Annotated in this window: 22 protein-coding genes; 13 read left to right on the plus strand and 9 right to left on the minus strand. The window is 71.0% G+C overall.

All coding sequences use genetic code 11. The annotated features are described in order from the left end of the window. Positions 1 to 79 precede the first annotated feature (79 nt). Positions 80 to 880, plus strand: coding sequence for an SAM-dependent methyltransferase (locus E6P78_RS19845; protein ID WP_136204958.1), 801 nt, complete (start codon positions 80 to 82; stop codon positions 878 to 880). Positions 881 to 939: 59 nt separating this feature from the next. Here the strand turns inward: E6P78_RS19845 and E6P78_RS32830 are convergent, their stop codons facing one another. From E6P78_RS32830 to E6P78_RS19870, 6 genes are all read right to left on the minus strand, one after another. After that, complete coding sequence (locus E6P78_RS32830; RefSeq protein ID WP_168712654.1) at positions 940 to 1,089, minus strand: hypothetical protein; 150 nt, start codon at positions 1,087 to 1,089, stop codon at positions 940 to 942. Positions 1,090 to 1,117: 28 nt separating this feature from the next. Next, positions 1,118 to 3,298 (minus strand): RICIN domain-containing protein, encoded by a 2,181-nt coding sequence (locus tag E6P78_RS19850; protein ID WP_136204959.1) that lies wholly within the window; start codon positions 3,296 to 3,298, stop codon positions 1,118 to 1,120. A gap of 166 nt (positions 3,299 to 3,464) precedes the next feature. Continuing rightward, positions 3,465 to 5,270, minus strand: a complete 1,806-nt coding sequence (locus E6P78_RS19855) for a beta-galactosidase (protein ID WP_206307855.1) — start codon at positions 5,268 to 5,270, stop codon at positions 3,465 to 3,467. A 53-nt stretch (positions 5,271 to 5,323) separates the two neighbouring features. Next, complete coding sequence (locus tag E6P78_RS19860; RefSeq protein ID WP_136204960.1) at positions 5,324 to 6,271, minus strand: carbohydrate ABC transporter permease; 948 nt, start codon at positions 6,269 to 6,271, stop codon at positions 5,324 to 5,326. Beyond that, the gene (locus E6P78_RS19865) at positions 6,268 to 7,086 is read right to left on the minus strand and encodes a sugar ABC transporter permease (RefSeq protein WP_136204987.1); all 819 of its coding nucleotides are present in this window, start codon (positions 7,084 to 7,086) and stop codon (positions 6,268 to 6,270) included. The genes E6P78_RS19860 and E6P78_RS19865 overlap by 4 nt, the downstream gene beginning before the upstream one ends. Positions 7,087 to 7,340: 254 nt before the next feature. After that, positions 7,341 to 8,642 (minus strand): extracellular solute-binding protein, encoded by a 1,302-nt coding sequence (locus E6P78_RS19870; RefSeq protein WP_240799279.1) that lies wholly within the window; start codon positions 8,640 to 8,642, stop codon positions 7,341 to 7,343. 233 nt (positions 8,643 to 8,875) lie between these two features. Here E6P78_RS19870 and E6P78_RS19875 point away from each other — a divergent pair, with 233 nt between their 5' ends. From E6P78_RS19875 to E6P78_RS19930, 11 genes are all read left to right on the plus strand, one after another. Continuing rightward, on the plus strand, positions 8,876 to 9,922 hold the full coding sequence (locus E6P78_RS19875; RefSeq protein ID WP_168712655.1) for a LacI family DNA-binding transcriptional regulator: 1,047 nt from the start codon (positions 8,876 to 8,878) through the stop codon (positions 9,920 to 9,922). 522 nt (positions 9,923 to 10,444) lie between these two features. Beyond that, positions 10,445 to 10,825 carry a hypothetical protein gene (locus tag E6P78_RS33490; protein ID WP_346765586.1) on the plus strand — a complete coding sequence of 127 codons (381 nt, stop codon included), beginning with the start codon at positions 10,445 to 10,447 and terminating at the stop codon, positions 10,823 to 10,825. Positions 10,826 to 10,885: 60 nt separating this feature from the next. Then, positions 10,886 to 11,821 carry a 1-phosphofructokinase family hexose kinase gene (locus E6P78_RS19885; protein ID WP_136204962.1) on the plus strand — a complete coding sequence of 312 codons (936 nt, stop codon included), beginning with the start codon at positions 10,886 to 10,888 and terminating at the stop codon, positions 11,819 to 11,821. Beyond that, complete coding sequence (locus tag E6P78_RS19890; RefSeq protein ID WP_136204963.1) at positions 11,802 to 12,662, plus strand: class II fructose-bisphosphate aldolase; 861 nt, start codon at positions 11,802 to 11,804, stop codon at positions 12,660 to 12,662. The genes E6P78_RS19885 and E6P78_RS19890 overlap by 20 nt, the downstream gene beginning before the upstream one ends. Before the next feature lie 478 nt (positions 12,663 to 13,140). Beyond that, a complete protein-coding gene (locus E6P78_RS19900; protein ID WP_206307850.1) occupies positions 13,141 to 14,001 on the plus strand; it encodes a HipA family kinase in 861 nt (286 codons plus the stop codon). Next, positions 13,998 to 14,381: a DUF3037 domain-containing protein gene (locus E6P78_RS19905; RefSeq protein WP_136204965.1), complete on the plus strand. Its 384-nt coding sequence runs from the start codon at positions 13,998 to 14,000 to the stop codon at positions 14,379 to 14,381. The genes E6P78_RS19900 and E6P78_RS19905 overlap by 4 nt, the downstream gene beginning before the upstream one ends. Before the next feature lie 216 nt (positions 14,382 to 14,597). After that, complete coding sequence (gene fabG / locus E6P78_RS19910; protein WP_136204966.1) at positions 14,598 to 15,359, plus strand: 3-oxoacyl-ACP reductase FabG; 762 nt, start codon at positions 14,598 to 14,600, stop codon at positions 15,357 to 15,359. A 20-nt stretch (positions 15,360 to 15,379) separates the two neighbouring features. Beyond that, positions 15,380 to 16,135, plus strand: a complete 756-nt coding sequence (locus E6P78_RS19915; protein WP_136204967.1) for an SDR family oxidoreductase — start codon at positions 15,380 to 15,382, stop codon at positions 16,133 to 16,135. Between the two features lie 118 nt (positions 16,136 to 16,253). Continuing rightward, entirely contained in the window at positions 16,254 to 17,834 is a 1,581-nt protein-coding gene (locus tag E6P78_RS19920; RefSeq protein WP_136204990.1) for an ABC transporter substrate-binding protein, read from the plus strand. 103 nt (positions 17,835 to 17,937) lie between these two features. Next, positions 17,938 to 18,621 carry a uracil-DNA glycosylase gene (locus E6P78_RS19925; protein ID WP_136204968.1) on the plus strand — a complete coding sequence of 228 codons (684 nt, stop codon included), beginning with the start codon at positions 17,938 to 17,940 and terminating at the stop codon, positions 18,619 to 18,621. A 113-nt stretch (positions 18,622 to 18,734) separates the two neighbouring features. Beyond that, positions 18,735 to 19,220, plus strand: a complete 486-nt coding sequence (locus E6P78_RS19930) for a hypothetical protein (RefSeq protein ID WP_136204969.1) — start codon at positions 18,735 to 18,737, stop codon at positions 19,218 to 19,220. 61 nt (positions 19,221 to 19,281) lie between these two features. On the opposite strand, the gene E6P78_RS19935 is transcribed toward E6P78_RS19930, so the two are convergent. Further along, positions 19,282 to 19,731, minus strand: coding sequence for a hypothetical protein (locus tag E6P78_RS19935; RefSeq protein WP_240799280.1), 450 nt, complete (start codon positions 19,729 to 19,731; stop codon positions 19,282 to 19,284). A gap of 171 nt (positions 19,732 to 19,902) precedes the next feature. Here E6P78_RS19935 and E6P78_RS19940 point away from each other — a divergent pair, with 171 nt between their 5' ends. After that, the gene (locus E6P78_RS19940) at positions 19,903 to 20,802 is read left to right on the plus strand and encodes a Gfo/Idh/MocA family oxidoreductase (protein WP_136204970.1); all 900 of its coding nucleotides are present in this window, start codon (positions 19,903 to 19,905) and stop codon (positions 20,800 to 20,802) included. 49 nt (positions 20,803 to 20,851) lie between these two features. Here the strand turns inward: E6P78_RS19940 and lnt are convergent, their stop codons facing one another. Further along, complete coding sequence (lnt, locus tag E6P78_RS19945) at positions 20,852 to 22,438, minus strand: apolipoprotein N-acyltransferase (protein ID WP_136204971.1); 1,587 nt, start codon at positions 22,436 to 22,438, stop codon at positions 20,852 to 20,854. 99 nt (positions 22,439 to 22,537) lie between these two features. Next, positions 22,538 to 23,419 carry a universal stress protein gene (locus E6P78_RS19950; RefSeq protein ID WP_136204972.1) on the minus strand — a complete coding sequence of 294 codons (882 nt, stop codon included), beginning with the start codon at positions 23,417 to 23,419 and terminating at the stop codon, positions 22,538 to 22,540. Between the last annotated feature and the right edge of the window lie 21 nt (positions 23,420 to 23,440).

Below are 23,440 nucleotides of genomic sequence, written 5' to 3' on the forward strand. Positions count from 1 at the left end.
GATGTTGCACGTGAGGAAATATGGGCATGCGCGGTACGGAGTCTGTCCGTGCCGCCGTCGTGCGACGCGATGAGGGCCGATGACTGACGGGCAGGGCATTCAGATGGCGGTGGACGGAATCGACACGGGTACGCCGCATTCGGCGCGGGTGTGGAACTTCTGGCTGGGCGGCAAGGACAACTACGAGGTGGACCGCCGGCTCGGGGCGACGATGGAGGAGCTGTACCCGCAGATCATCGAGATAGCGCGCGCCTCCCGGGCGTTCCAGGCACGCGCGGTGCGCTATCTGACCGCCGAGGCGGGGGTGCGGCAGTTCCTGGACCTCGGCACCGGCCTGCCGACGGCGAACGCCACGCACGAGGTCGCCCAGGGCGTCGAGCCGACGGCACGCGTCGTGTACGTGGACAACGACCCGATCGTTCTCGCCCATGCCCGAGCCCTGCTGACGAGTCGGCCCGAAGGGGCCACGGACTATGTGCACGCGGATCTGAGGGACGCGAAGACGGTGCTGCGCGAGGCCGCCCGCACGCTGGACCTCGACCGGCCGGTGGCCGTGATGGTGCTCTCGACGCTGGGACATCTGGCGGACGCCGACGAGGCCGCGGCGCTGCTCCGCAGCTACTTGGACGCGCTGCCCGCGGGCAGCCACCTGATGCTGTGCGACACCATCGAGACCCCGGAGACACGGGCCGGGTCCGACGAGTACGCCAGTGGCGGCGCCATGCCGTACATCTCGCGCCCCAAGGAGATCATCGCGACCTTCGCGGACGGACTCGAACTGGTGGAGCCCGGCTTCGGCTCGATCAGCCTGTGGCGCCCCGAGGAGCCGGTCGTCACCGACCCGGTCGACCAGTGGGGATTCGTGGCCGCCAAGCGGTAGCCGCCGCCTGCTCGGCCGATGCCGGCGCCCTCGACGTACGGCACCGCGATCACCCTCAGTTACTCTGTGGACTTCGTGCCGTAGGCCGGCAGCGAGGGGTCGGTGCGGGCGGTCGGGGTGCGGTTCTTCGGGGTGCGGTGCTCCGGGCCTGGCACGGTGGTGGCGGAACGCGCACCGTGCGAGTCGGTGTGGGGCCGGTGCGCGGTCATCGGACCGCGCACCGGAAGGGACGGGAGTTCAGCCGATGGTCCAGCGCTGCAGGGAGGCCCCTGTGCCGGCCTGCTGGGTGACGAGTGCGCCGTCGGAGCCGGAGGCTGTGGTGAGGGCCAGTCCGCTGTTGGCGGAGGTCAGGGTGTAGGTGCCGTCGCTGCGCGGGGTGGCCTTCCAGCGCTGGTTGGTACCGCCGTGGCAGGTCCACAGGATGATCTTGCCGCCGGCGGTGGAGGATCCGTCACTGACGTCGGCGCACAGTCCTGACTCGACGCCGGCGATTTCGTAGCTGCCGTCGGTCTGCCGGGTGAAGCGCCACTTCTGGTTGTCGCCTCCGTTGGACGCGTAGGTGGTCAGCTGGGTGCCGGCAGTGGTGCTGTGGCCGGGGACGTCCAGGGCCTTGCCGCCCGTGGTGAGGGTGTGGACGCCGTCGAGCGTGGCGGGCGCGGTGCCGGCCGGGGTGAGGGCCAGGGTCTGCTGGGCGGCGGTGCGGGCGTTTCCGACCCCGCCGGAGGGGGCGGTCCAGAAGCGGGCGGGGGAGGTTTCGGCCGTACCGGAGGAGACGCCGAGGACAAGACCGCTGTAGCGGTTGACCAGGCGGTACGTGCCACCCGTGGCGTTGCGGACGACGAACCATTGCTGGCCCACGGTCGGACCGTTCGCACCCGCCGCGGTGGCGGTGGGCGCGGTTCCCCAGGCCCGCTGCGCGGGCGACGTCCCGACCCCCAGCAGAGCGCTGGTGCTGGTGTTGGCGATGCGGTAGGAGCCGTCTCCGTTGGAGGCGAAGGACCAGATGTCGGGGTTGGGGCCGCCGGCGTTCTGGGACGTGGTCGCGGTGCTGCCGGAGACCTGGGCGAGGGCGCGGCTGTCGGCGCCGGTGATCCGGTAGGTCTTGGATGTGTCGACCGGGGCGGCCGGGCTGTCGGTCCTGATGGAGAGGTTGACGTACTCGGCGGAGGAACCGCCGGAGCAGCCGAAGGAGCAGTAGGAGCGGAAGTCGCGGCCCACGATGCCGGAGCTGGTCTTGTTGGCGCCGTCGAGGAACCAGCGGTACCAGGAGGCATTGGTGTAGCTGCCGGTGTCGCCGATCAGCCGCCACTTCTGCGTGGTCAGGTCGTCGGTGGCGTAGAACTGCTGCGGGGCATTGCCCGACTGGTCCACCGCCTGCGGCTCACCGATGTAGAGCCCCAGATAGGCATTCCATGTGATGTCCATGACAAACAAGGGTGATGTGGGCGGCGTCTTGCCGGCAGCGACCTGTTCAGCGACCGTGCCGGTGGCGGCCGGGTCGTACTCCTTGTCGACGGGGGTGTAGCCGGAGCTGTTGGTGCTGGTGGGCACCATGTTGCTCTCCTTGCCGCCGACACCGGGCTGGGACCAGGCGCCGTTGTACCACTTCTGCCAGCTGTCCGGCGCCATCTTGGCGGAGATGGGGGCGCGTGCGACGTGGGCGTGGAACGCCTTCCAGCCGCCGTTCTTGTCGACGATGCGGGAGCCGTAGAAGACGTAGAAGTACCCGGAGGCGGTGTCGACGAACAGCCGCTGGTCGCCGTCGCCGTAATGGTAGGTCTTCTGCGGGAAGGCGGAGGTGTCGCCGCGCTTGGTGCTGTAGGGGCTGGTGATGGCGTGGTCCTTGATGGTCCACGTCTTGCCCTGGTCGGTGGAGACGGTGTAGTCGATGGCGTCGTAGTGCACGCCGTCGCCGAAGGGCTGGGGGGTGAACTCGTTGTGGACCAGGCCGTACCAGTTGCCGGTGTCGGGGTCGACCCAGACACCCGCGAGGTCGCAGAAGTTGCGCTGGGAGTAGCTGGACCCGGTGGGCGGATTGGTGGCGGTCTTGCCGGTGGGGCTGTTGTTGCAGCGTGAGGTCGTGTCGTTGTTCTTGTCGTTGGAGTTGGCCGGGTTGACCGCGTCGCTGATGGGGTGCCGGGTTGCGCTGTCGAAGTCGGCGCCGGAGTAGAAGGACCAGGCGCGGCCTTCGCTCGCCCCGTAGAGGGCGTGGGCCTGCTGGTAGTAGAAGGTGCCGTCCTTGTCGATGTAGGGGAAGGCGGGGGTGTCGTCGGGGCGGTCCCACGTGCCCTTCGAACCGACGTCGACCGTGTAGGACGGGGCTGCCGATACGGGTGAGGCAGCCAGCGCGGCCCCGCCGGCTGCGGCAAGAGCCGCGGCCACGAGTGCGCTCACCACCTTTGTACGTGTAGCTGTCATGGCTTTTCCTTGTGGGTTTTCGCCGGGTGCGCCGGGTGCGCGACCGTCATCGGGTGCGGGGTGACCGTGAAGGGGGATGCGGGCGGGGGCCAGATGGTCCTCACGGGGACGGGGACGGGCATGGTGCCGGCTCCTCTCGGGGACGGAAGGAATGGAGCGAGCGGGGTCAGTCGAAGGTTTCGATGTACTCCTCAGGAGCGCCGAGTTCGGGACGGTCGACGAGCTCGATCCGGTCACCGAGGCGCTCCAGCTCCAGGACGGTGAGCGTGTTGTCGCCCGCACGCAGGAAAGGACGCGGCAGGTAGAGGGTGTGCTGGGGACCGATCTCCCAGTAGCGGCCCAGCAGGTTGCCGTTGATCCAGCAGAAGCCTTTGCCGAAGCCGGGCAGGGCGACGAACGTGTCGGCCGTGCGGTCCAGGGTCAGGGAAGCGGTGGCGAAGCCGGTCGTGCCGGCGGGCGGGGCGGCGGAGGCGGTGCGTGCGAGTTCCTGTGGTGTCCATGTGTCGAGCGGTATCCGGTGCATGCTCCAGCCGTGCACGAGGCGGCGTTCCACCCGTAGTCCACCGAGGATTCCCTTGCCCTGGCCGAGCAGCGGTCCGTAGTTGATCCGGCCCTGGTTCTCCACCAGGAGTTCCAGGCGGGCCCGTTGACCGTTCCCAGCGACCTGGCAGGAGGCTGTCTCCTGGTCCAGTACTCCGACCAGGGTGCCGTCGAGGAACACGTGGGCCCGGTCGTGCAGGCCGGTGACCGTCACTTCGTGTTCGCCGGCGGGCAGCAGCGGATGTGCGGTGTAGAGCACCAGCCCGGATGCCTGGCCCAGTTCCTCGAAGCTGAGCGGCAGCGGCGCGTGGACCGGCTCGCTCACCGTGCGCAGTGCGTCGAGCAGTGCGGATCCCTGGGTCAGGGGCAGGGTTCGGGGTTCCAGGAGCGGTGGGTCGGCCGGCACTGGAGGGGTGGTCGCGTCCGGGCCGAGCAGCCGGTCGCGCACCGCGTGGAACTTGGGTGTGAGCGCTCCGTGTTCGGCAACAGGCGCGTCGGAGTCGTAGCTGGTCACGGTCGGCTGGAGCCGATCTCCGTCGTGGTTGGCACCGGACCACAGGCCGAAGTTGGTTCCACCGTGCGCCATGTAGAGGCTCACCGATCCCTCGGCGTTCAGGATGCGGGCTACGGTGTCGGCGGCACCCGCGGCGGGACGGACGTGGTGGTTCTCGCCCCAGTGGTCGAACCAGCCGTTCCAGAACTCGGCACAGAAGAACGGTTCCGCCTCGCGGCGTGAGCGCAGCAGCGCGGCCGCTTGCTCGGGCCGGGAGCCGAAGGTGACGGCAGCCAGGTGGTCGGGGAGAGTGCCGCCGTCGAGCATCAGGTCGGTGGGGCCGTCCGCGGTGTAGAGCAGTTCGGTGATGCCGCGGGCTACCAGGGCGTCGCGGATGAAGCGCAGATACCCGGTGTCGTCGCCGTGGCTGCCGTATTCGTTCTCGATCTGTACGGCGATGACCGGTCCGCCATTGCAGTGCTGGAGAGCGGCGATACGAGGGATCAGTTCGTCGAACCATCGGCTGACGGCACCCAGGAACGGTGGGTAGGAGGTGCGCAGCCGCATGCCGGGGGTGCCGGTCAGCCAGGCGGGCAGCCCGCCGTTGTCCCATTCCGCGCAGATGTACGGGCCCGGGCGGACGATCACGTCGAGGCCCTGCCCCTGTGCCAGCCGGATGAAGCGCCCCAGGTCGTGCCAGCCCTCGAAGCGGATGCCGCCGGGGGTGCGTTCGTGGAAGTTCCACGGAACGTAGGTGTCCACCGTGTTGAGCCCGAGCGCGGCGAGCCGCTCCAGGCGGTCCGCCCACTGTTCGGGGTGGACGCGGAAGTAGTGCAGCGAGCCGGAGAGCACGCGGTGGGGGAGGCCTCGGCGCAGCAGGGTGCCGGTGCGGTGAGTCAGGGCCGGCTGCGCACGGCGGGGCCGGGGTCCGGGCGGCACACGGTCCGCGTCGGTCTCGGTGCGGTGGGCGCCGGGAGGGTGGGCCTGGGTGGTCACTTGACGGCTCCGGCGGTCATGCCCGCGCGCCAGAAGCGCTGCAGGGCTAGGAAGGCGAGAAGGAGGGGGACGACGGACACCAGGGATCCGATGACCACCAGGGGCGGTGGTACGGCGACGTGGCTGGCGTTCCAGCCCACCAGGCCCACGGTGACCGGCTGCAGGCGGTCGTCGCCGAGAACCATGGCCGGCAGCAGGTAGTTGTTCCAGATCTCCACGAACTGGAACAGGAAGATGGTGACCAGCGCGGGCAGCAGCATCCGGACCACGATGCCGCGGAAGATCCGCAGCTCGCCGGCGCCGTCGAGCCGCCCGGCCTCCAGCACTTCGTCCGGGATGGTCTGCGACGCGAAGACCCGGGCCAGGTAGACCCCGAAGGGGCTGACCACACTGGGCAGCAGAACGGCCAGCGGGTTGTCGATGAGCCCGACGCTCGAGAACATCAGGTACAGCGGCAGGGTGAACAGCACTTTCGGGATCAGGACGGCCGCCAGCACCAGTCCGAAGACGGCTCCCCTGCCGGGAAAGTCGAATTTGGCCAGGGCGTATCCGGCGAGTGCGGAGAACAGCGTCCCCAACAGCGCCCCGACACCGCAGTACATCAGGCTGTTGAGCATCCAGCGCCAGAAGATCCCACCGTCCTGCTCGCCGAGCCGGACGATGTTGTCCCACAGCCCGAAACCGTCGAACCACAGGCCGCTGCCGCTGAACTGCTCACCGAACGGCTTGGTCGCCGAGATCAGCAGCCACCACAGGGGGAAGAGGAAATAGACGGCGGACAGTCCCAGGAGTGCGGTGACCGTGACGCGGCTGGTGACAGTGGTCTCGCGCCGGGACGCCCTGCGGTTCGGGGCCGGCCGGAGGGACGGGGACCTGTGTGGTGTCTGTGCGGGCCGGGTGCCCGGCGCCGCCGGGTCGGTCCTCGCCGTGCTGATGGCGCTCATGCGGACTCCCGTCGGCCGGTAATCTTGAAGAACGTGATCGAAACGACCCCGACCAGCAGCGCGAGGATCACCGACTGGGCGGCCGCGTAGGGGTAGTTGCCCGCCGCTACGGCGCTCTGGGCCGACATGATCGGTGTGAAGGCCGACGAGATGGATCCGGCGGACACGGGTTGCAGGACGGCGGGCTCGTTGAACAGCTGGGCCGAGCCGATCACCGAGAAGACGGTGGTGAGTACGAGGGCACCGCGCACGGCCGGGACCTTGATGCTCCACGCCGTCCGGAGGGCGCCGGCACCGTCCACCCGCGCCGCCTCCAGCACCTCGGCGGGGATGGACTGCAGGGCCGCGTAGATGATGATCGTGTTGTAGCCGGCCCAGCTCCACGTGACGATGTTGGCGACGGACCAGAGCACCACGTCCGAGTCGAAGAAGGGCACGTTGACCCCGGCGTGTGCCAGGAAGCGGTTGACCGGGCTGGAGAGCGGCGAGTACATGAAGGACCAGATGAGGGCCGCGCTCACCCCGGGAACCGCGTACGGGAGGAACCCGGCGAGGCGGAAGAAGCCCTTGCCGCGGGCCGACTTGGCGTCCAGGAGGAGCGCGAGCCCGAGCGCCAGGCCCAGCATCACCGGCACCTGGACCACTCCGAAGAGCGCGACCCGGCCCAGTGAACCGATGAAGGCGTCGTCGTGCAGGGCCCGCGTGTAGTTGCCCAGCGGATCGAACACCTTGGTGGGAGCGGTCAGCCCGAGGCCGGAGCGCCGGATGGTGGAGAGGCTGCTGACCGCGGCGTAGATGATCGGCGCCAGATACATTCCCGCGAACAGGACGAGGAAGGGCGCGCAGAACAGAAGCGGCTTGGCGGCGCGGGAGAGTGGCCGGTGCCGGACGGGCCGTCCGGAGGCGCGAGCGCCGGGCGGTGCGGCGGCGACCGCTCCCGGTGCACTGGAATGGGACACGTGCGGATTCCTTCGTCGGGTGGGCTGCCTTGCGGTGGTCAGCGGCGCGGTACGCCCCGGCCGATGGCGGGGAGGGATATCGGCCGGGGCGGACCGCTGCTTTCCCCTTGCTACGGAGTGGCCTTCAGGCCCTGCTTGCCCATCTCGGCGAGGGTCTTCTTCTGCGCGTCGCTCAGCGCGTCGGCGATGGAGCTCTTGCCTGCCCACGCCTTGCCGAGGCCGTCGTCCAGATCCGCCGCCGTCTTGGTCATCAGCGGCCCCCAGGTCCAGTCCGTCCCGACCTGCGCGGCGGCCTCGGCGAAGACCGGGTAGATGTTCTGCCCGCCGAAGTAGGGGTCTGCCTTGTTGAGCTGCGGCAGATCGAGGAGCTTCTTGGCCGCCGGGTAGAGCGCGGCCTTCTCGATCAGCGTGCCGTAGGTGGTGGGGTCGGTGCTCAGCCAGTGGGCGAACTCCCAGGCGGCCTTCGTGTCGTCGCAGCCCTTGAGAACGGCCGTGGCCGAGCCTCCCGCGTTCCCCGCCTTCGGGGCGTTCGCGTCCCACTGCGGCATCGGGGCCACGGCCCACTGCCCGGCCCCGGCCTTCGTGCCGCCCTTGATGACACCCGCCTGCCAGACCGCGCCGACCACCGTGGCGATGTCGCCGTTGCCCAGGCCGGTGTACCACCCCTGGTCGTACATCGGCGCGCTGCTGATCAGGTGGTCGTCGGCCAGGCCCTGCCAGAAGTCGGCGATCTTCTTGTTGGCCGGCGAGTCCATCGTGACCTGCCAGGCATCGCCCTTGGTGGCGAACCAGCCCGCGTCCGCCTGCCACGCGAGGCCCGCGTAGTCGTAGTTGAGGTAGGGCGAGGACACGTAGTGCTTGGGGTCAGCGGCGTGGATCTTCTCGGCCGCGGTCCGGTATTCGGCCCAGGTGGCCGGGGGCTTGAGGCCGAGCTTGTCGAAGACCTTCTTGTTGTAGAACAGCGCCATCGGGCCGGTGTCGACCGGAGCGCCGAAGACCTGCTCGCCCAGGCTGACCGACTTCCAGGCGGCTTCCTGGAAATCCGCCTGGTCATCCGCGCTCACTTCGGCGGACACGTCCTGCAGCGCGCCCTGCGCCGCGAAGCTCGGCAGCGTCTCGTACCCCAGCTGTGCCAGACAGGGTGCGTTGCCGGCCTTCACGGCGTTCAGCATCTTCTGGTAGCCGCCCTTGGCTCCCGGCTGCACCGCCTGGTAGGTGACCTTGATGTCCGGGTGGGATGCGTTGAACGCCTTGACGGCCTGGGCGTAGCCGGGCGCCCACCCCCAGAATGTGACCGATGACTTGCCGTCCGCGGAGGACGAGCCGCCGTCCGATCCGCCGCAGCCGGCGGCGGTAAGCGTGAGGGCGAGGGCTCCGACCGCGCTCGCCACCCGGGCAACAGTGCTCTTCACAGCGTCTCCTCTGCGATGCGGCCAGCCCTGAAGGAGGGCCATGGGCGGCCCATAGAAGCTGGCCCGCGACGGGAATCAGTCGTTCCGACGCGCTCCATGGGCCGGAACTATGGCAGAAATTGTTACCGGTGCCAATGCTTCTGCGGCAACAACGTCCCGGGGTGAGGGGCATGTGGCTGTTCGCGATGCCGCCCTCCATACACTTCTGGGGAGGTACGGGCAGGAAGGAACCCATGGGCAAGCAGGAAGCACGCGCGGCACGCCAACCGGGCATGAGGGATGTGGCGCAGTTGGCCGGCGTATCGGCGCAGACCGTGTCGCGCGTGCTCGCCAACCACCCCAACGTGCAGGAGCACACCCGGGCCAAAGTGCTGAGCGCGGTGGAGCAACTGGGCTACCGCCGCAACAACGCCGCCCGGATGCTCTCCTCCGGCCTCAGCCGGACCATCGGTGTCGTCACGCTCCAGACCACGTTCTACTCACGGGCGGCAGTCACGGCCGGTATCGAGTACGCGGCGCACGCCGCCGGGTACGCGGTCAGCACGGCCACCACCGCCTCGCTGGACACCTCCGCCATCGAGGCAGCGCTTTCCCGGCTGGCCGACCAGGGCGTCGACGGCGTCATCCTGTCCGTGCCGCTGATCCACAGCAGCCCCCGTATCGAGCAGCTGACCCGGGCCGTTCCCACGATCACCATCGACGGCTCCCGGACCGACACGACCGAGGTCATCGCCATCGACCAGGCGTACGCGGCACGCCTGGCCACCCAGCACCTCCTGGACCTCGGCCACGAGACCGTCTGGCACATCGCGGGCCCCGAGCAGTGGCTGGAGGCAGCCGGCCGGCGCGACGGATGGCGCGAAACCCTGGAAGCCGCGGGCCGGGCGGCGCCCCCCGAGCTGGAGGGCGACTGGTCGCCCGCCTCCGGCTACCGCAACGGCCTCATCGTCGGCCGCATCCCGGACGCCACCGCCGTCTTCGTCGCAAGCGACGAAATGGCCTTCGGAGTGATCCGCGCCCTCACCGAACTCGGCCGCCGTGTCCCCGAGGACGTGTCCCTGGTCGGCATGGACGACATCGACCTCGCCGCGTACTGCACTCCTCCGCTGACCACCATCGCCCAGCCCTTCGCCCGTACCGGCGAACTCGCGGTCGCCCAGCTCCTGCGCCGCCCGGCCGCTCCCGGCAGCACGGCCGGCCCGCAGAACCTGGAACCCGTACTGGTACTGCGCGCCAGCACCGCACCCCCGCGGGCCCGAGGCGCGGGGCGCACCAGCTGACGTCCGGGCGCACCTTCGACTCACGACACAGGGACACAACCTCAAGGGGCACCTGAGGTCACGCCCTCGCCGCACCCTGGCGCCGAGGCCTCCGGCGGCGCCGGGGTGATCCAGTGGACCTGCCCCCACTGGCGGCGGCAACCCGCGGTGGGCGCTCAGCGCCGCTCGGGGCCGCCGCACGACCGCCTCCCGAAGAGCCGGTCCGCCCCCGCCGTCGTGCTTCCACCGCCGACGGAACCCTCGCCACCCCGCAGCGCGACATCAGCTCGACGCCGCGGCGGTGGGCGCTGGGCTCAACCGGCCCCGGGGTGGCGACCTCCGGGCCGCCCGCCGCCCCGCTTCAGCCCTGGCAGTCGGCCGCCCACCGGGCGAAGGTAACGGTCCGATAACCCATCTTGGCCCACGCCCAGCCGCAACCGATACTGGCGCATGCTCGATTCCGCTCGAAAGTCGCTTGTTTCGAGCAACTTTCAGCATCAGGCTTCCAGTGCATTCCCCGTCCGAAGAAGAAGGACCCCGCGCATGGCCGATTCGATCGAATCCCGCACCACCACGGAAATCGCGTCACAGCCCGACACCTGGCGGCGCGCGGCGGCTCTCGTCCCGCAGGCGCAGGACGTGCTCCCCCGCAGCGGAGAGCGGGTGGCCGTGGTCGGCTGCGGAACGTCCTGGTTCATGGCCCTGCTGCGTGGCCACCTGGAGTCGGCCGGCCCGCTGCCCGCCGGGACGCATCCTCTGTCCCGTGCCATCCAGGACACGGAACGGGCGGTGACCGCACCGCTGGATCCGCAGCTGTGCGACGCCGAACAGTTGACCTTCCTCGGCGCCGCCCGGACGCGCGGCCTGGGCCCGGACCGCCCCCGCAACCCGACCCGCTCAGTGATCCTCGACGCCCATGCCTGACGCACTCGTGAAGAGCGGTCACGTGCGCGACGGCAGCGGGGCGGAGAGGAGCCGGACACCGTGATCGTCACCGTCACCCTCAACGCCGCGCTCGACGTCACCTACGAGGTCGAGGCCTTGATCCCGCACGGGTCGCACCGGGTCACCGGTGTCCCCCACAGGCGCGCCGGCGGCAAGGGCGTCAACGTCGCCCGAGTGCTGGCCGCGCTCGGTCACCCCGCCCTCGTGACCGGTTTCGCCGGCGGACCGACGGGCCGGGCCATCCGCGACGATCTTCGCGCAGCCGGACTCGCGGACGCCCTGGTGCCAGTGGCGGACGACTCCCGCCGTACGCTCACCGTGGTCTCCCGACGGGACGGCGACGCGACCGTCTTCAACGAGCCCGGGGCGACAGTGAGCACCGCCGAATGGGACGGCTTCGCGGACCGCTTCCCCCGCCTCGTGCAGGACGCCCACGTCGTAGTGCTCTCCGGCAGCCTGCCGCCGGGACTGCCGTCCGACGCCTACGCCGACCTGATCCGGGCATCCCACCAGGCGGGCGCGGCGACGGTCCTCGACACCAGCGGCGCCGCCCTGCTGGACGCCCTGAGCGCGGGTCCGGACGTCGTCAAACCCAACGCCGCCGAACTCCTCGAAGCAACGGGCCGGCAGGACGTGGCCTGGGCTGCGGCCGACCTGCGCACGCACGGCGCGAAGGCGGTGGTCGTCTCCCAGGGGCCCGAGGGCCTGCTCGCAGTCACGCGGACGGGGAGCTGGCGCGCGGTCCCGCCGGAGCGCTTGTCGGGCAATCCCACCGGCGCGGGTGACGCCTGCGTGGCCGCGCTCGCCGCGGGTCTGGCGGACGGCCTGACCTGGGAGGCGGTCCTGCGGGAGGCGGTCGCCCTCTCCGCCGCGGCCGTGCCGTGCCCCCTGGCCGGCGACTTCGACGCCCGCCTCCATCACCGTTTCCGCACCCACGTCGCTCTGGAGAAGATCCATGCCGCTCATACCTACTGACGACATCGTCGGCCCGGCCCACGAGGCAGGAAGGGGGGTTGGCGCGTTCAACGTCGTGCAGCTGGAACACGCCGAGGCCATCGTGGCCGGGGCCGAACGGGCCGGACAGCCAGTCATCCTCCAGATCAGCGAGAACACCGCGCGCTACCACCGCGCCCTGGCGCCCCTCGGCCACGCCTCGCTGGCCATCGCCCGCTCCTCACGTGTCCCGGTCGCAGTCCACCTCGATCACGCGGAATCCGTGGACCTGGTCCGCGAAGCCGTCGAACTCGGCTTCACCTCGGTCATGTTCGACGCCTCCAAGCTGCCGTACGGGGAGAATCTCGCCGCCACCCGTGAGGTGACGCGGTACTGCCACCGGGCGGACGTGTGGGTCGAGGCCGAACTCGGCGAGGTCGGTGGCAAGGACGGCGCCCACGCTCCCGGCGTACGGACCGACCCCGAGGAGGCAGTCGCCTTCACCGCGGCCACAGCGGTCGACGCCCTGGCCGTCGCAGTGGGCAGTTCACACGCCATGGCAACCCGTGACGCCGCCATCGACCTCACGCTGATCGCGCGGCTGCGCGAGGTCCTCGACGTGCCGCTGGTGCTGCACGGCTCGTCCGGTGTGGACGACGACGGTCTGGCCGAGGCGGTCGCCGCAGGCATGACCAAGGTGAACATCTCCACCCACCTCAACAAACTCTTCACCCGGGCCACGCGCCGCGAACTCGCCGCGAACGCTGCCCTGACCGACCCCCGCACCTACCTGGGCGCCGCCCGTGCCGCGGTCGAGAGCGAGGTGGCCCGGCTCCTGGAACTCCTCACCGTCCGCGGACGGCGAAAGTGCGGGCACGCGTGAAGTGCTCCGCCTCCCTCGGGAGCTGAGCAACTTGAGCGTCACATCGAAGCATTCCCGCCGATAGCGGTGGAGCTGCCGTGGGGGAGGCCGGCCTTGGCCAAGGCCGGCTTCATCCCGCCATGTGCCTAGGGGGCGAAAGCCTGGCAGTGGGCGGCGGCCCCGAAGGACGGGTTCCACGTGCTTCGGCACACCTGCGCCTCGATCATGCCGGAGGCCGGAGAGTCCGTCGTGACCCTGGCTCGCCGGATCGGACGCCCATCGCCGGCGATCACCCTCGGTTACTATGTTCACTTCATGCCGGAAGCCGGCAGCAAGGGGCGCGGCACCATCGACGGTCTGCTTGGGGAGCGGGGAGACCGGCTCGCCGGCCGAAACTCCCCGGATTCTCCCCAGCGCCGTTGACCCGTGATTCCTGCCGCTCCGCTCCGGAGAATTGATCCGTGGTTTGTAAGGCTGAAGAGATGGGTGGCCCGGGAAAGTGCTGGAAGAGGTCGTAGCGACCCGCTATGTCACGCCCCTGCGTGAAGGCGGCTCGCTCCCCGGGATCGTCGAGGCCGACGATCTCGGTACGTACGTCATGAAATTCACCGGAGCCGGACAGGGTCGCAAGACCCTCGTCGCGGAGGTGATCTGCGGGCAGCTCGGGCGGCGGCTCGGGCTGCGTGTGCCCGAACTCGTGCGGATCCAGCTGGACCCGGTCATCGGGCTCGCCGAGCCCGACCAGGAGGTGCAGGAACTGCTCAAGGCCAGCGGCGGCCTCAACCTGGGGATGGACTTCCTGCCCGGCTCGCTCGGCTTCGACGCGCTCGCCTACGAGGTGGACCCGCGCGAGGCCGGACGGGTCGTCTGGTTCGACGCGCTGATCAACAACGTCGACCGGTCCTGGCGCAATCCGAACATGCTGGTCTGGCACGGCGACCTCTGGCTCATCGACCACGGCGCCACCATGATCTGGCACCACAACTGGCCCGGCGCCCAGGCGTCCGCCGCCAAGCCGTACAACGCGTCCGACCACGCGCTCGCCCCCTTCGGGCCCGACATCGCCTCGGCCGCGGCCGAGCTGGCGCCGCTGGTCACCCCCGCACTCCTCGCCGAGGTCGCGGCCGAGGTCCCCGACGAGTGGCTGGTGGACGAGCCGGGCTTCGACTCGACGGACCAGCTGCGCCAGGCCTACGTGGACGCGCTGCTCGCGCGGGCCGCCACCATCCACGAGCGGATCGTCCTGGACGCGCCCACCGCCGACAAGCCGTCCCAGGCCCCGGGCTGGATCACCGAACGCCTGGCCCCGCGCCACGACCAGCAGAGCGACGAGCACAGCGACCAGGGCGGCCGGGCATGAGCGAGCGCGATGTCTTCGAGTACGCGCTGCTGCGCGTGGTGCCCCGCGTCCAGCGCGGCGAGTGCTTCAACGCCGGGGTGGTGGTCTACTGCCGCGCGAAGGGCTTCGTGGCCGCCCGCACCGAGCTCGACGAGGGGAAGCTGAGGGCGCTGGACCCCGGCGCCGACGTGACCGGGGTCCGGGCCGCGCTGCACGCCGTGGAGGGCATCTGCCGCGGCGGTACGGACGCGGGCCAGGCGGCCGGTGACGACGCCGGGCGGCGCTTCCGCTGGCTGATCGCGCCGCGCTCGACCGTCGTACAGCCAGGACCCGTGCACAGCGGCCTCACCACCGACCCCGAGGCCGAGGTGGAGCGGCTGCTCGACCTGCTGGTGCGCTGATCCGGCCCCCTGGCCGCCGTCCGCGCACGGCGTGACGGCGGCCCGGCGGAGTGTGACATGCGCCGCTGCGCCCGTGGGCCGTTGACACCGGGTGCCAGGGCTTCTAGCGTCTCGTCTGCTGAAGGTACTAAGCGGTTGCTCAGTTATCGGGGCGGTTCTCACCGGGAGCGCCCCGACGTCCGCTGAGCCGCGATCCAAGGGCGAGGAGAGCCAAGCATGTCCACCAGCGAGCAGCGCGTAGCCATCGTGACGGGAGCGGCCCGGGGCATCGGTGCCGCCACCGCGGTACGTCTGGCGGCCGAGGGCCGCGCCGTCGCCGTACTCGACCTCGACGAGGCGGCCTGCGAGGACACCGTCGAGAAGATCACCGCCGCCGGGGGCAAGGCGCTGGCCGTCGGCTGTGACGTGTCGGACAGCGCGCAGGTGGAAGCCGCCGTCGCGCGGGTCGCCGCCGAGCTGGGCGCCCCGACCATCCTCGTCAACAACGCGGGCGTGCTCCGCGACAACCTGCTCTTCAAGATGAGCGAGTCCGACTGGGACATCGTGATGAACGTGCACCTCAAGGGCGCGTTCCTGATGGCCAAGGCCGTCCAGAAGCACATGGTGGACGCCAAGTTCGGCCGGATCGTGTCGCTGTCCTCCTCCTCGGCCCTCGGCAACCGCGGCCAGGCCAACTACTCGGCGGTCAAGGCGGGCCTCCAGGGCTTCACCAAGACCCTCGCCAAGGAGCTCGGCAAGTTCGGCGTCACCGCCAACGCCGTCGCGCCCGGTTTCATCGTCACCGAGATGACCGCGCAGACCGCCGCCCGGGTCGGCATGGGCTTCGAGGAGTTCCAGGCGGCCGCCGCCACCCAGATCCCGGTGCAGCGCGTCGGCTTCCCCGAGGACATCGCCAACGCCATCGCCTTCTTCACGGGCGACGACGCGGGCTTCGTCTCCGGCCAGGTCATGTACGTCGCCGGCGGACCGCTCAACTGACCCGAAGGGCTGCGGACATCATGACTGTGCAGGACAGCGGCAAGGTCGCGCTGATCACCGGCGCGAGCCGGGGCATCGGCTACGGCATCGCTCAGGCCCTCGTCGCGCGCGGCGACCGAGTGTGCATCACCGGGCGCGGCGAGGACGCCCTGAAGGAGGCCGTCGAGGCGCTCGGCGCGGACCGGGTCATCGGCGTCGCCGGCAAGGCGCACGACGAGGCGCACCAGGAGACGGCCGTCGCCCGCACCATGGAGGCGTTCGGCCGGGTCGACTTCCTGGTCAACAACGCCGGCACCAACCCGGTCTTCGGGCCGATGGCGGAGCTCGACCTCAACGTCGCCCGCAAGGTCTTCGAGACCAACGTGATCTCGGCCCTCGGCTTCGCCCAGCGGACCTGGAAGGCCTGGCAGAAGGAGAACGGCGGGGCGATCGTCAACATCGCCTCGGTCGCCGGCGTCTCCGCCTCGCCGTTCATCGGCGCCTACGGGATGAGCAAGGCGGCCATGGTCAACCTGACCCTCCAGCTGGCGCACGAGTTCGCGCCGGTGGTCCGGGTCAACTCGATCGCGCCCGCGGTCGTCAAGACCCGGTTCGCCCAGGCGCTCTACGAGGGCCGCGAGGCGGAGGCGGCGGCCTCCTACCCGCTCGGCCGGCTCGGGGTGCCCGAGGACATCGGCGGCGCCGCGGCCTTCCTCACCTCCAGCCAGTCCGACTGGATCACGGGGCAGACCCTGGTGGTCGACGGCGGCATTTTCCTGAATGCCGGAGTGGGCTGAGATCGGCCTGGGCCGATATGGCCCCGATTGCCTCAAGTGCCCCACCGGGCCTGCGGATTGACCCGGTGGGGCGCTGCGGTATCGTCTGCCGACCCATGGCTGATCGAGGAGCGTGCACGTGTTCTACCGGGCCAGTCTGCAGGCCGCTGCAGCCCTTGCGTCCCTGTCCTTGCTGGCCGGCTGCGGGCTGCTGCCCGGCGGTGGCTCGGACGTGGATCAGAAGCTCGCCGTCGGGACGACGAGTGAGCCCTCGACCCTCGATCCGGCGGCGGCATGGGACGGCTCCTGGGAGCTGATGCGCAATGTGTTCCAGACCCTGGTCAGCTTCCCCACCGGCAGTACGAAGCCCGAACCGGACGCGGCGGAGGAGTGCATGTTCACCGACCGCACCAGCACCGCCTACCGCTGCAAGCTGCGCGCGGGACTGAAGTTCTCCAACGGGGACAAGCTCGACGCCGAGGCCGTGAAGTACTCCATCGACCGGATCTCGGAGATCGGCGTCAAGGGCGGACCGGTCGGCATGCTGGGCTCGCTCGACCGGGTGGAGACCAAGGGCGACGACGTCGTCATCTTCAACCTGAAGAAGCCCGACGCCACGTTCCCGTTCGTCCTGGCCACCCCGGCCATGTCGCTGGTGGCGCCGAGCGCCTACTCCAAGCACAAGATCCGCACGGACGGCAAGGTCACCGGCTCCGGCCCCTACCTGCTGGACTCCTACAAGCAGGGCGACCGTTCCGAGCTGGTGAAGAACCCCGACTACAAGGGGTTCGCCGACCGCAAGAACGACGCCGTGACCATCCGGTACTTCAAGGACTCCGGCGCCATGGTGGCGGCGCTCCGGAAGAACGAGATCGACGCCACCTACCGCGGTCTGTCCGCCGAGGACGTCGTCAGCATCGAGGACAACGAGGACAAGGGCAGCGATCTCCAGATCGTGGAGTCCGTCGGCGCCGACATCCGCTTCCTCGTCTTCAACCCGGACGACCCGGCCGCCGGGAAACCGGCCGTGAGGCGGGCGATAGCCCAGCTGGTGGACCGCGACGCGCTGGTCGCCAAGGTCTACCAGGGCACCGCCGAACCGCTGTACTCGATGGTCCCCAAGGGCATCGCCGGTCACACCACCAGCTTCTTCGACATCTTCGGCAACCCCAGTAAGGCCAAGGCCCGCCAGATCCTCGCCGACGCGGACATCACCACGCCCGTCGCGATGACCTTCTGGTACACGACCGACCGCTACGGTTCGTCCACGGCCCCCGAGTTCGACGAGCTCAAGCGCCAGCTGGAGGCCTCCGGGCTGTTCCGCGTCACGCTGAAGAGCAGGCCCTGGAAGACCTTCCAGGAGGGCTTCACCAAGGGCGAGTACCCGGTCTTCGGCCGAGGCTGGTTCCCGGACTTCCCCGACCCGGACAACTTCATCGCCCCGTTCGTCGGCAAGGACAGCGTCACGGGCATGCCCTACGTGAAGGACGAGATCACCAAGCAGCTGCTGCCCCAGTCCCGCAAGGTGAGCGACCGGGGCGCGGTCGGCCGGGAGTTCGAGCGGGCCCAGAAGATCCTGGTGGACGACGTGCGGCTGCTGCCGCTGTGGCAGGGCAAGCTGTACGTCGCGGCAGGCGAGGACATCGGCGGCGGCGAGCGCGCGCTCGACCCGCAGACCGTCATGCAGATGTGGGAGCTGTACCGCAAGGCCAGCTGGTAGCAGCACCGCGTGAGCGGGCTGCGGCCCGCTCACGCACCTCGTTGTCAGTGGTGCCCGGTAGGTTCTGGCAGCAAGAACGGATTGCCTACCGGAGGTTGTTCACGTGACCGACACCGACCTGCTGCCCGAGTCCTGGCGCGGCGTCCTCGGCGAAGAGCTGCAGAAGCCGTACTTCAAGGAGCTCACCGAGTTCGTCGAGGAGGAGCGGTCCGCGGGACCGGTCTACCCGCCCCGGGAGCAGGTGTTCGCGGCGCTGGAGGCGACCCCGTACGACCAGGTGAAGGTCCTGGTCCTCGGACAGGACCCCTACCACGGCGCGGGCCAGGGACACGGCCTGTGCTTCTCCGTGCGGCCGGGCGTGAAGACGCCGCCCTCGCTGCGCAACATCTACAAGGAGATGAAGGAGGAGCTCGGCCTGCCCGTCCCGGACAACGGATATCTCATGCCGTGGGCCGAGCAGGGGGTCCTCCTGCTCAACGCCGTGCTGACCGTGCGCGGGGGCGAGGCCAACTCGCACAAGGGCAAGGGCTGGGAGAAGGTCACGGACGCGGTGATCCGGGCGGTGGCGGCGCGCCCCGACCCGGCGGTCTTCGTGCTCTGGGGCAACTACGCGCAGAAGAAGCTCCCGCTGATCGACACCGAGCGCCACGTGGTGGTGAAGGGAGCGCACCCCTCGCCGCTGTCGGCGAAGAAGTTCTTCGGCTCCCGCCCGTTCACCCAGATAAACGAGGCCGTCGCCCGGCAGGGCCACCAGCCCATCGACTGGCGCATCCCCGACCTGGGCTGAGCCGCCCAGAGCCGAGCCTCACCATGATCGCCCGCCCCGGCGGCTAGCGTCGGAAACCGGATGACCGGCCGGAACCGGCCGGGTGCGGGCGCAGGGGTGAGAAGGAGGCCGTGGTGACGGAGCAGCGGGAGATGTCGGAGGACGTCTTCATGACCAGGATCGGCCAGGCGGTCATGCTGCTGCACGGAGGCGACCGGGAAGAGGCCCGCAACCGCTTCGGTGCGCTCTGGTCGGAGATCGGCGACGACGGCGACGCGCTGCACCGCTGCACGCTGGCGCACTACATGGCCGATACGCAGGACGACCCGGCCGACGAGCTGGCCTGGGACCTGCGGGCGCTGACCGCCGCCCGCGCCCTGACCGACGAGCGCGTGCCCGGACACCGGGACACGCTCGCCGTGCGGGCCTTCTATCCGTCGCTGCACCTCAACCTCGCGGCGGACTACATGAAGCTGCGTCGCCCGGCGGCCGCCCGGCTCCATCTGGACCGGGCCCGGGCGGCCTCGGACGTGCTGGCCGACGACGGCACGGACGACGGATACGGGGGAGGCGTCCGGGCGGCCATCGGCCGGCTGGAGCGACGGCTGCGGGAGTGGTGACAAGCACCCGCCCGGACCGTCACCTCCCTCCCGATCTCCTTGCCTCCCGGCCTCCTTCCCGTCACCGGCCGTACGCGCGGTCGCAGATCCGGGACTGGGGGCTGCCCGCCGGCCAGTGCCCGTACCCCCGCCCCAGGGCGCACACCCCGGACCCGGTGACGGGCGTGGGCAGAGCGGGAGCCGGCACGGCGGGAACGGCCCGGCGCGGCTGGGCCGGTACGGGATCGGCCTGCTGCCGCGGAGGGCGGGGCTCGCCGGGCCGCGCGGCCGGGGGCGGAACCGCCGGGCGGTGGGAGACGGAGGGCGAGGCGGCGGAGGGTTTCGCCTTCGGCACCGCCTCCAGGGTGTCGTGGACCGGGGGCCGGGCGATCTGCGGGGAGAGGTCGCGGGCCGGCCGGCTGGTCTCCGGACGCGGCGGTGCGGTCGGCTGCGGCTGGACGGACACACACCCCGACAGGGCCGCGACCGCCAGCCCGGCCAGGAGCTTCACGGTGGTTCTGGTTCGCTGCACCTGATCAACTCTGGGCGCGGACCCGCCCCCGAGTGGGCGGGAACGCCGGGATTGGCCCGCACGAGTGATCGCGCGCCCGCGTATGCTGCCGGACGACGCGCCGACGGGCACCACAGCGGCCCCACCGACGAGGCCGCGACGTACGGCGCCGACCAGCGAGAGGAAGACCCTGTGAAGGTCGGCTGCATCGGGCTCGGCGACATCGCGCAGAAGGCGTACCTGCCGGTACTCGGCACCCTGCCGGAGGTCGAACTGCACCTGCAGACCCGCACCCCCGCCACCCTGGCCTCGGTCGCCGCCGCCCACCGCGTCCCCGCCGACCAATGCCACCGGGACCTCGACTCGCTGCTCGCCCAGGGGCTGGACGCCGCCTTCGTGCACGCGCCGACCGCCGTGCACCCCGAGATCGCCGGCCGGCTGCTCGAAGCGGGCGTCCCGACCTACGTGGACAAGCCGCTCGCCTACACGCTGGAGGAGTCCACGCGCCTGGTGGAGCTCGCCGAGGCGCGCGGCGTCGGCCTCGCGGTCGGCTTCAACCGGCGGCTGGCACCGGGGTACGCCCAGTGCGCGGAGCACCCGCGCGAGCTGATCCTCATGCAGAAGAACCGGGTCGGGCTCCCCGAGGAGCCGCGGGCGATGGTGCTGGACGACTTCATCCACGTCGTGGACACCCTGCGCTTCCTGGTGCCCGGACCGGTCGAGCGCACCGTGGTGAGCGGCAGGCTCGTCGACGGTCTGCTGCACCACGTCGTGCTCCAGCTGTCCGGTGACGGCTTCACCGCGATCGGGGCGATGAACCGGCTCAGCGGCTCGACCGAGGAGCGGCTGGAGGTCTCCGGCCAGGATGCCAAGCGCGAAGTCCTCAACCTCGCGGAGATCATCGACCACAAGGGGCAGCCGAGCCTGCGGCGGCGCGGCGACTGGGTGCCGGTGGCCCGCCAGCGCGGCATCGAGCAGAGCGTGCTGTCGTTCCTGGACGCGGTGCGCGAGGGCAGGCCGCTGAGCGCCAGGGACGCCCTGGAGACCCACGAACTGTGCGAGCGCGTCCTGCGCGACCTGGACGTCGCCTGAGGGCTTGCCGGGAAGCAGCACCTTGGTTCCCGGCAAGCCCTTGGCCACTTCAGGACCCGGCGGAAGCGGCCACCCCCACCGGCCGCGTACGCCCCCGGCCACGCAGCGCCCGCACGCCCTCGAAGGCGCAGTACGCGGCCAGCACGCCCAGCGCCCCGTACAGCGGCCAGTCGCCCAGGCGTACGTACAGGGTCGTGCCCCGGGCCAGCGGCACCCCGAACACGGCGGCGCCGCTGGTGTCCGTGCCGAGCCGGGTGCCGACGGCCTCGCCCTGCGGGCCGTACACCGCGCTCACGCCCGTGAGGGTGGCGTGCACCATCGGGCGGCCGCTCTCCGCCGCCCGCAGCGCGCCGAGCGAGGCGTGCTGGCCGGGGGCCCAGCCGTGCTGGAACGACGACGTGGACGACTGGGCGACCAGGAGCTGGACGCCGTCCCGGGTCAGCCTGCGGCTCATGTCGGGGAACGCGGACTCGAAGCAGACCAGCGGGCCGATCCGCAGGCCGTCCGCGCCGGGCAGCCTCATCGTGACCGGACTCGTGCCGCGCAGCCGGTCCTCGCCCGCCGCCCGGCCCATCGAGGTCGCCCAGCCGAGGGCCGAACGGGCCGGGACGTACTCACCGAAAGGCACCAGCCGCATCTTGTCGTAGCGGTCCCCGGTCAGCCCCTGCGGACCCACCAGGACCGCGCTCTTGAAGATCCCGGTCCGCCCCGCCCCATCGGTCTGCCGGGCGTCCACGTTGACCAGCACGTCCGCGCCCACCGCACGCGACAGCGCGGCCAGCCGGGCCGCGATGTCGGGCCGCCGGACCGGGTCGACACCGAGGCTGCTCTCACCCCACACCACCAGGTCCAGGTCCCGCCCCGCCAGCGAGCGCGTCAGCTCCTCGCTCCGTGCCAACCGCCGCTGCACACTGCCCGGACCCTCCACGACACCGGGCTGCACGACGGCGACCCGGGCCGTCCCCGACCGTTCCGGCTGCGGCGCCCACATCCACGCCGCACCGACGGCCAGGGCGCCCACCACGAGGGAGACGACGGCCGCGGCGCGGGCGGCGGAGTTCACCAGCAGCACGGTGAGCGCGGTGTTCACCGCCACCACCAGCAGGCTCACCAGCCACACCCCGCCCACCGAGACCAGCCGGAGCGCGGGCGCCACCTGCCACTGGCTCGCCCCGAGCAGACCCCAGGGGCCGCCCAGCGCCTCCCAGGAACGGACCAGCTCGATCATCAGCCAGCCGCACGGGACCACGACCACCGCGGCGGCCACCGAACCCCCGGTCATCGGCCCCCGCAGCAGCCGGCGCACCAGCAGCCCCCACGGCGCCCACAGCAGACCGAGCAGGGCCGCGAGGATCACGATGAACACGTGCAGGCTCGGCATCAGCCAGTGGTGCACGGCGATCATGTAACCGGTTCCGCCCAGCCACCCGTCCAGCACCGCCCTGCGCCCCGTACCGGCGGACCGGATCAGCAGCAGCAGGGGCACCAGGCAGACGTAGGCGAACCACCACAGCGAAGGCGCCGGAAAGGCGAGCGCCGGCAGCGCACCGGCCACCAGCGCGGCCGCCGCACGCCCCGGGGCCCGGTCGAGCATCCGTGCGCCCCGCTCGCGCCACCCGGCCAACGACGACCCCATGCCGCGCCTCCTCGCCCCACCCTCCGGCAGGTCAGCCCCGTCCGATCCCGCTCTCCTTCCCCAGTGTGGGGCAGCGGAAGCGGACCGGGCCGCCCGGCGTCAGCAGGGGACCACGGCGACCGGGCCCATGGCGTGCGTGAGCGTCGTGTGAGCCACCGGCGAAAGCCCGAGCCCCAGGGACTCGCCGCCCCGCCGCCGCCCGACGACGGTCAGCGCGGCGGTCGCGGACGCGGTGACCAGGGTGCGTGTCGCGGAGCCGTTGACGGGTTCCTTCATGACCTCGACCTGCGGGTAGGCCGCTCGCCAGCCGGCGGTCAGCTCGGCGAGCGAGCGCTCGGCCGCGTCCGCCGCCGCGTCCCGGTCGAAGACGGGACCGCCGGACAGCATCGACGAGAACATCGTCCAGCCGTGCACGATCCGCAGCCGGGCACCCGGATGGGCGGCCGCCGTCTCGAACGCGAAGCCCAGCACGTCTTCACTGCTCTCGTCGGCGGCCACCCCGGCGACGATGTCCGGGAACACCTCGCCGGACGCCTGTCGCGGGTCCTCGTCGGCCCGGCCGCCGTGCACGATCACCACCGGGCACTTGGCCATCGAGGCCGTCGCCAGGCTGTTGGACCCCAGCATCAGGGAGCGGAACCCGCCGAGCCCGCGCGAACCGAGCACCACCAGCGAGGCTTCCCGGCTCAGCGAGACCAGCGCGGCCGACGGGAAGTCGAGCGGTGCGAGCGTCGAGGGCCGCAGCCCGGGAGCGGTCTTCACCACCCGGTGCACGGCCGCCGCCAGCAGTTCCCGCGCCTCCCCCTCCTGCGCCTCCCGCTCCTGCGCCTCCTGCCCGGCGCGCCGGGCGAGTTGCCGGACGTGCACGACGAGCAGCGGCAGACCCCGTACGACCGCCTCGCGGGCCGCCCAGTCCAGTGCGTCCATGCTGTGCGAGGAACCGTCGACCGCCGCGATCACGGGAAGCTCGGTGCCGCTCATGGATTCCTCTCCCAGTCCGGA

Origin of the sequence: Streptomyces sp. A0958 (assembly GCF_004795035.1) — a bacterium.
Lineage (GTDB): Bacteria > Actinomycetota > Actinomycetes > Streptomycetales > Streptomycetaceae > Streptomyces.

Coding starts and splice junctions, on each gene's coding strand:
- E6P78_RS19905 (WP_136204965.1), top strand. CDS start 13,998: ATGAGCGAGCGCGATGTCTTCGAGTACGCGCTGCTGCGCGTGGTGCCC.
- E6P78_RS19950 (WP_136204972.1), bottom strand. CDS start 23,419: ATGAGCGGCACCGAGCTTCCCGTGATCGCGGCGGTCGACGGTTCCTCG.
- E6P78_RS32830 (WP_168712654.1), bottom strand. CDS start 1,089: ATGACCGCGCACCGGCCCCACACCGACTCGCACGGTGCGCGTTCCGCC.
- E6P78_RS19865 (WP_136204987.1), bottom strand. CDS start 7,086: ATGTATCTGGCGCCGATCATCTACGCCGCGGTCAGCAGCCTCTCCACC.
- lnt (WP_136204971.1), bottom strand. CDS start 22,438: ATGGGGTCGTCGTTGGCCGGGTGGCGCGAGCGGGGCGCACGGATGCTC.
- E6P78_RS19845 (WP_136204958.1), top strand. CDS start 80: ATGACTGACGGGCAGGGCATTCAGATGGCGGTGGACGGAATCGACACG.
- E6P78_RS33490 (WP_346765586.1), top strand. CDS start 10,445: ATGGCCGATTCGATCGAATCCCGCACCACCACGGAAATCGCGTCACAG.
- E6P78_RS19860 (WP_136204960.1), bottom strand. CDS start 6,271: ATGAGCGCCATCAGCACGGCGAGGACCGACCCGGCGGCGCCGGGCACC.
- E6P78_RS19850 (WP_136204959.1), bottom strand. CDS start 3,298: ATGACAGCTACACGTACAAAGGTGGTGAGCGCACTCGTGGCCGCGGCT.
- fabG (WP_136204966.1), top strand. CDS start 14,598: ATGTCCACCAGCGAGCAGCGCGTAGCCATCGTGACGGGAGCGGCCCGG.
- E6P78_RS19915 (WP_136204967.1), top strand. CDS start 15,380: ATGACTGTGCAGGACAGCGGCAAGGTCGCGCTGATCACCGGCGCGAGC.
- E6P78_RS19890 (WP_136204963.1), top strand. CDS start 11,802: ATGCCGCTCATACCTACTGACGACATCGTCGGCCCGGCCCACGAGGCA.
- E6P78_RS19875 (WP_168712655.1), top strand. CDS start 8,876: ATGGGCAAGCAGGAAGCACGCGCGGCACGCCAACCGGGCATGAGGGAT.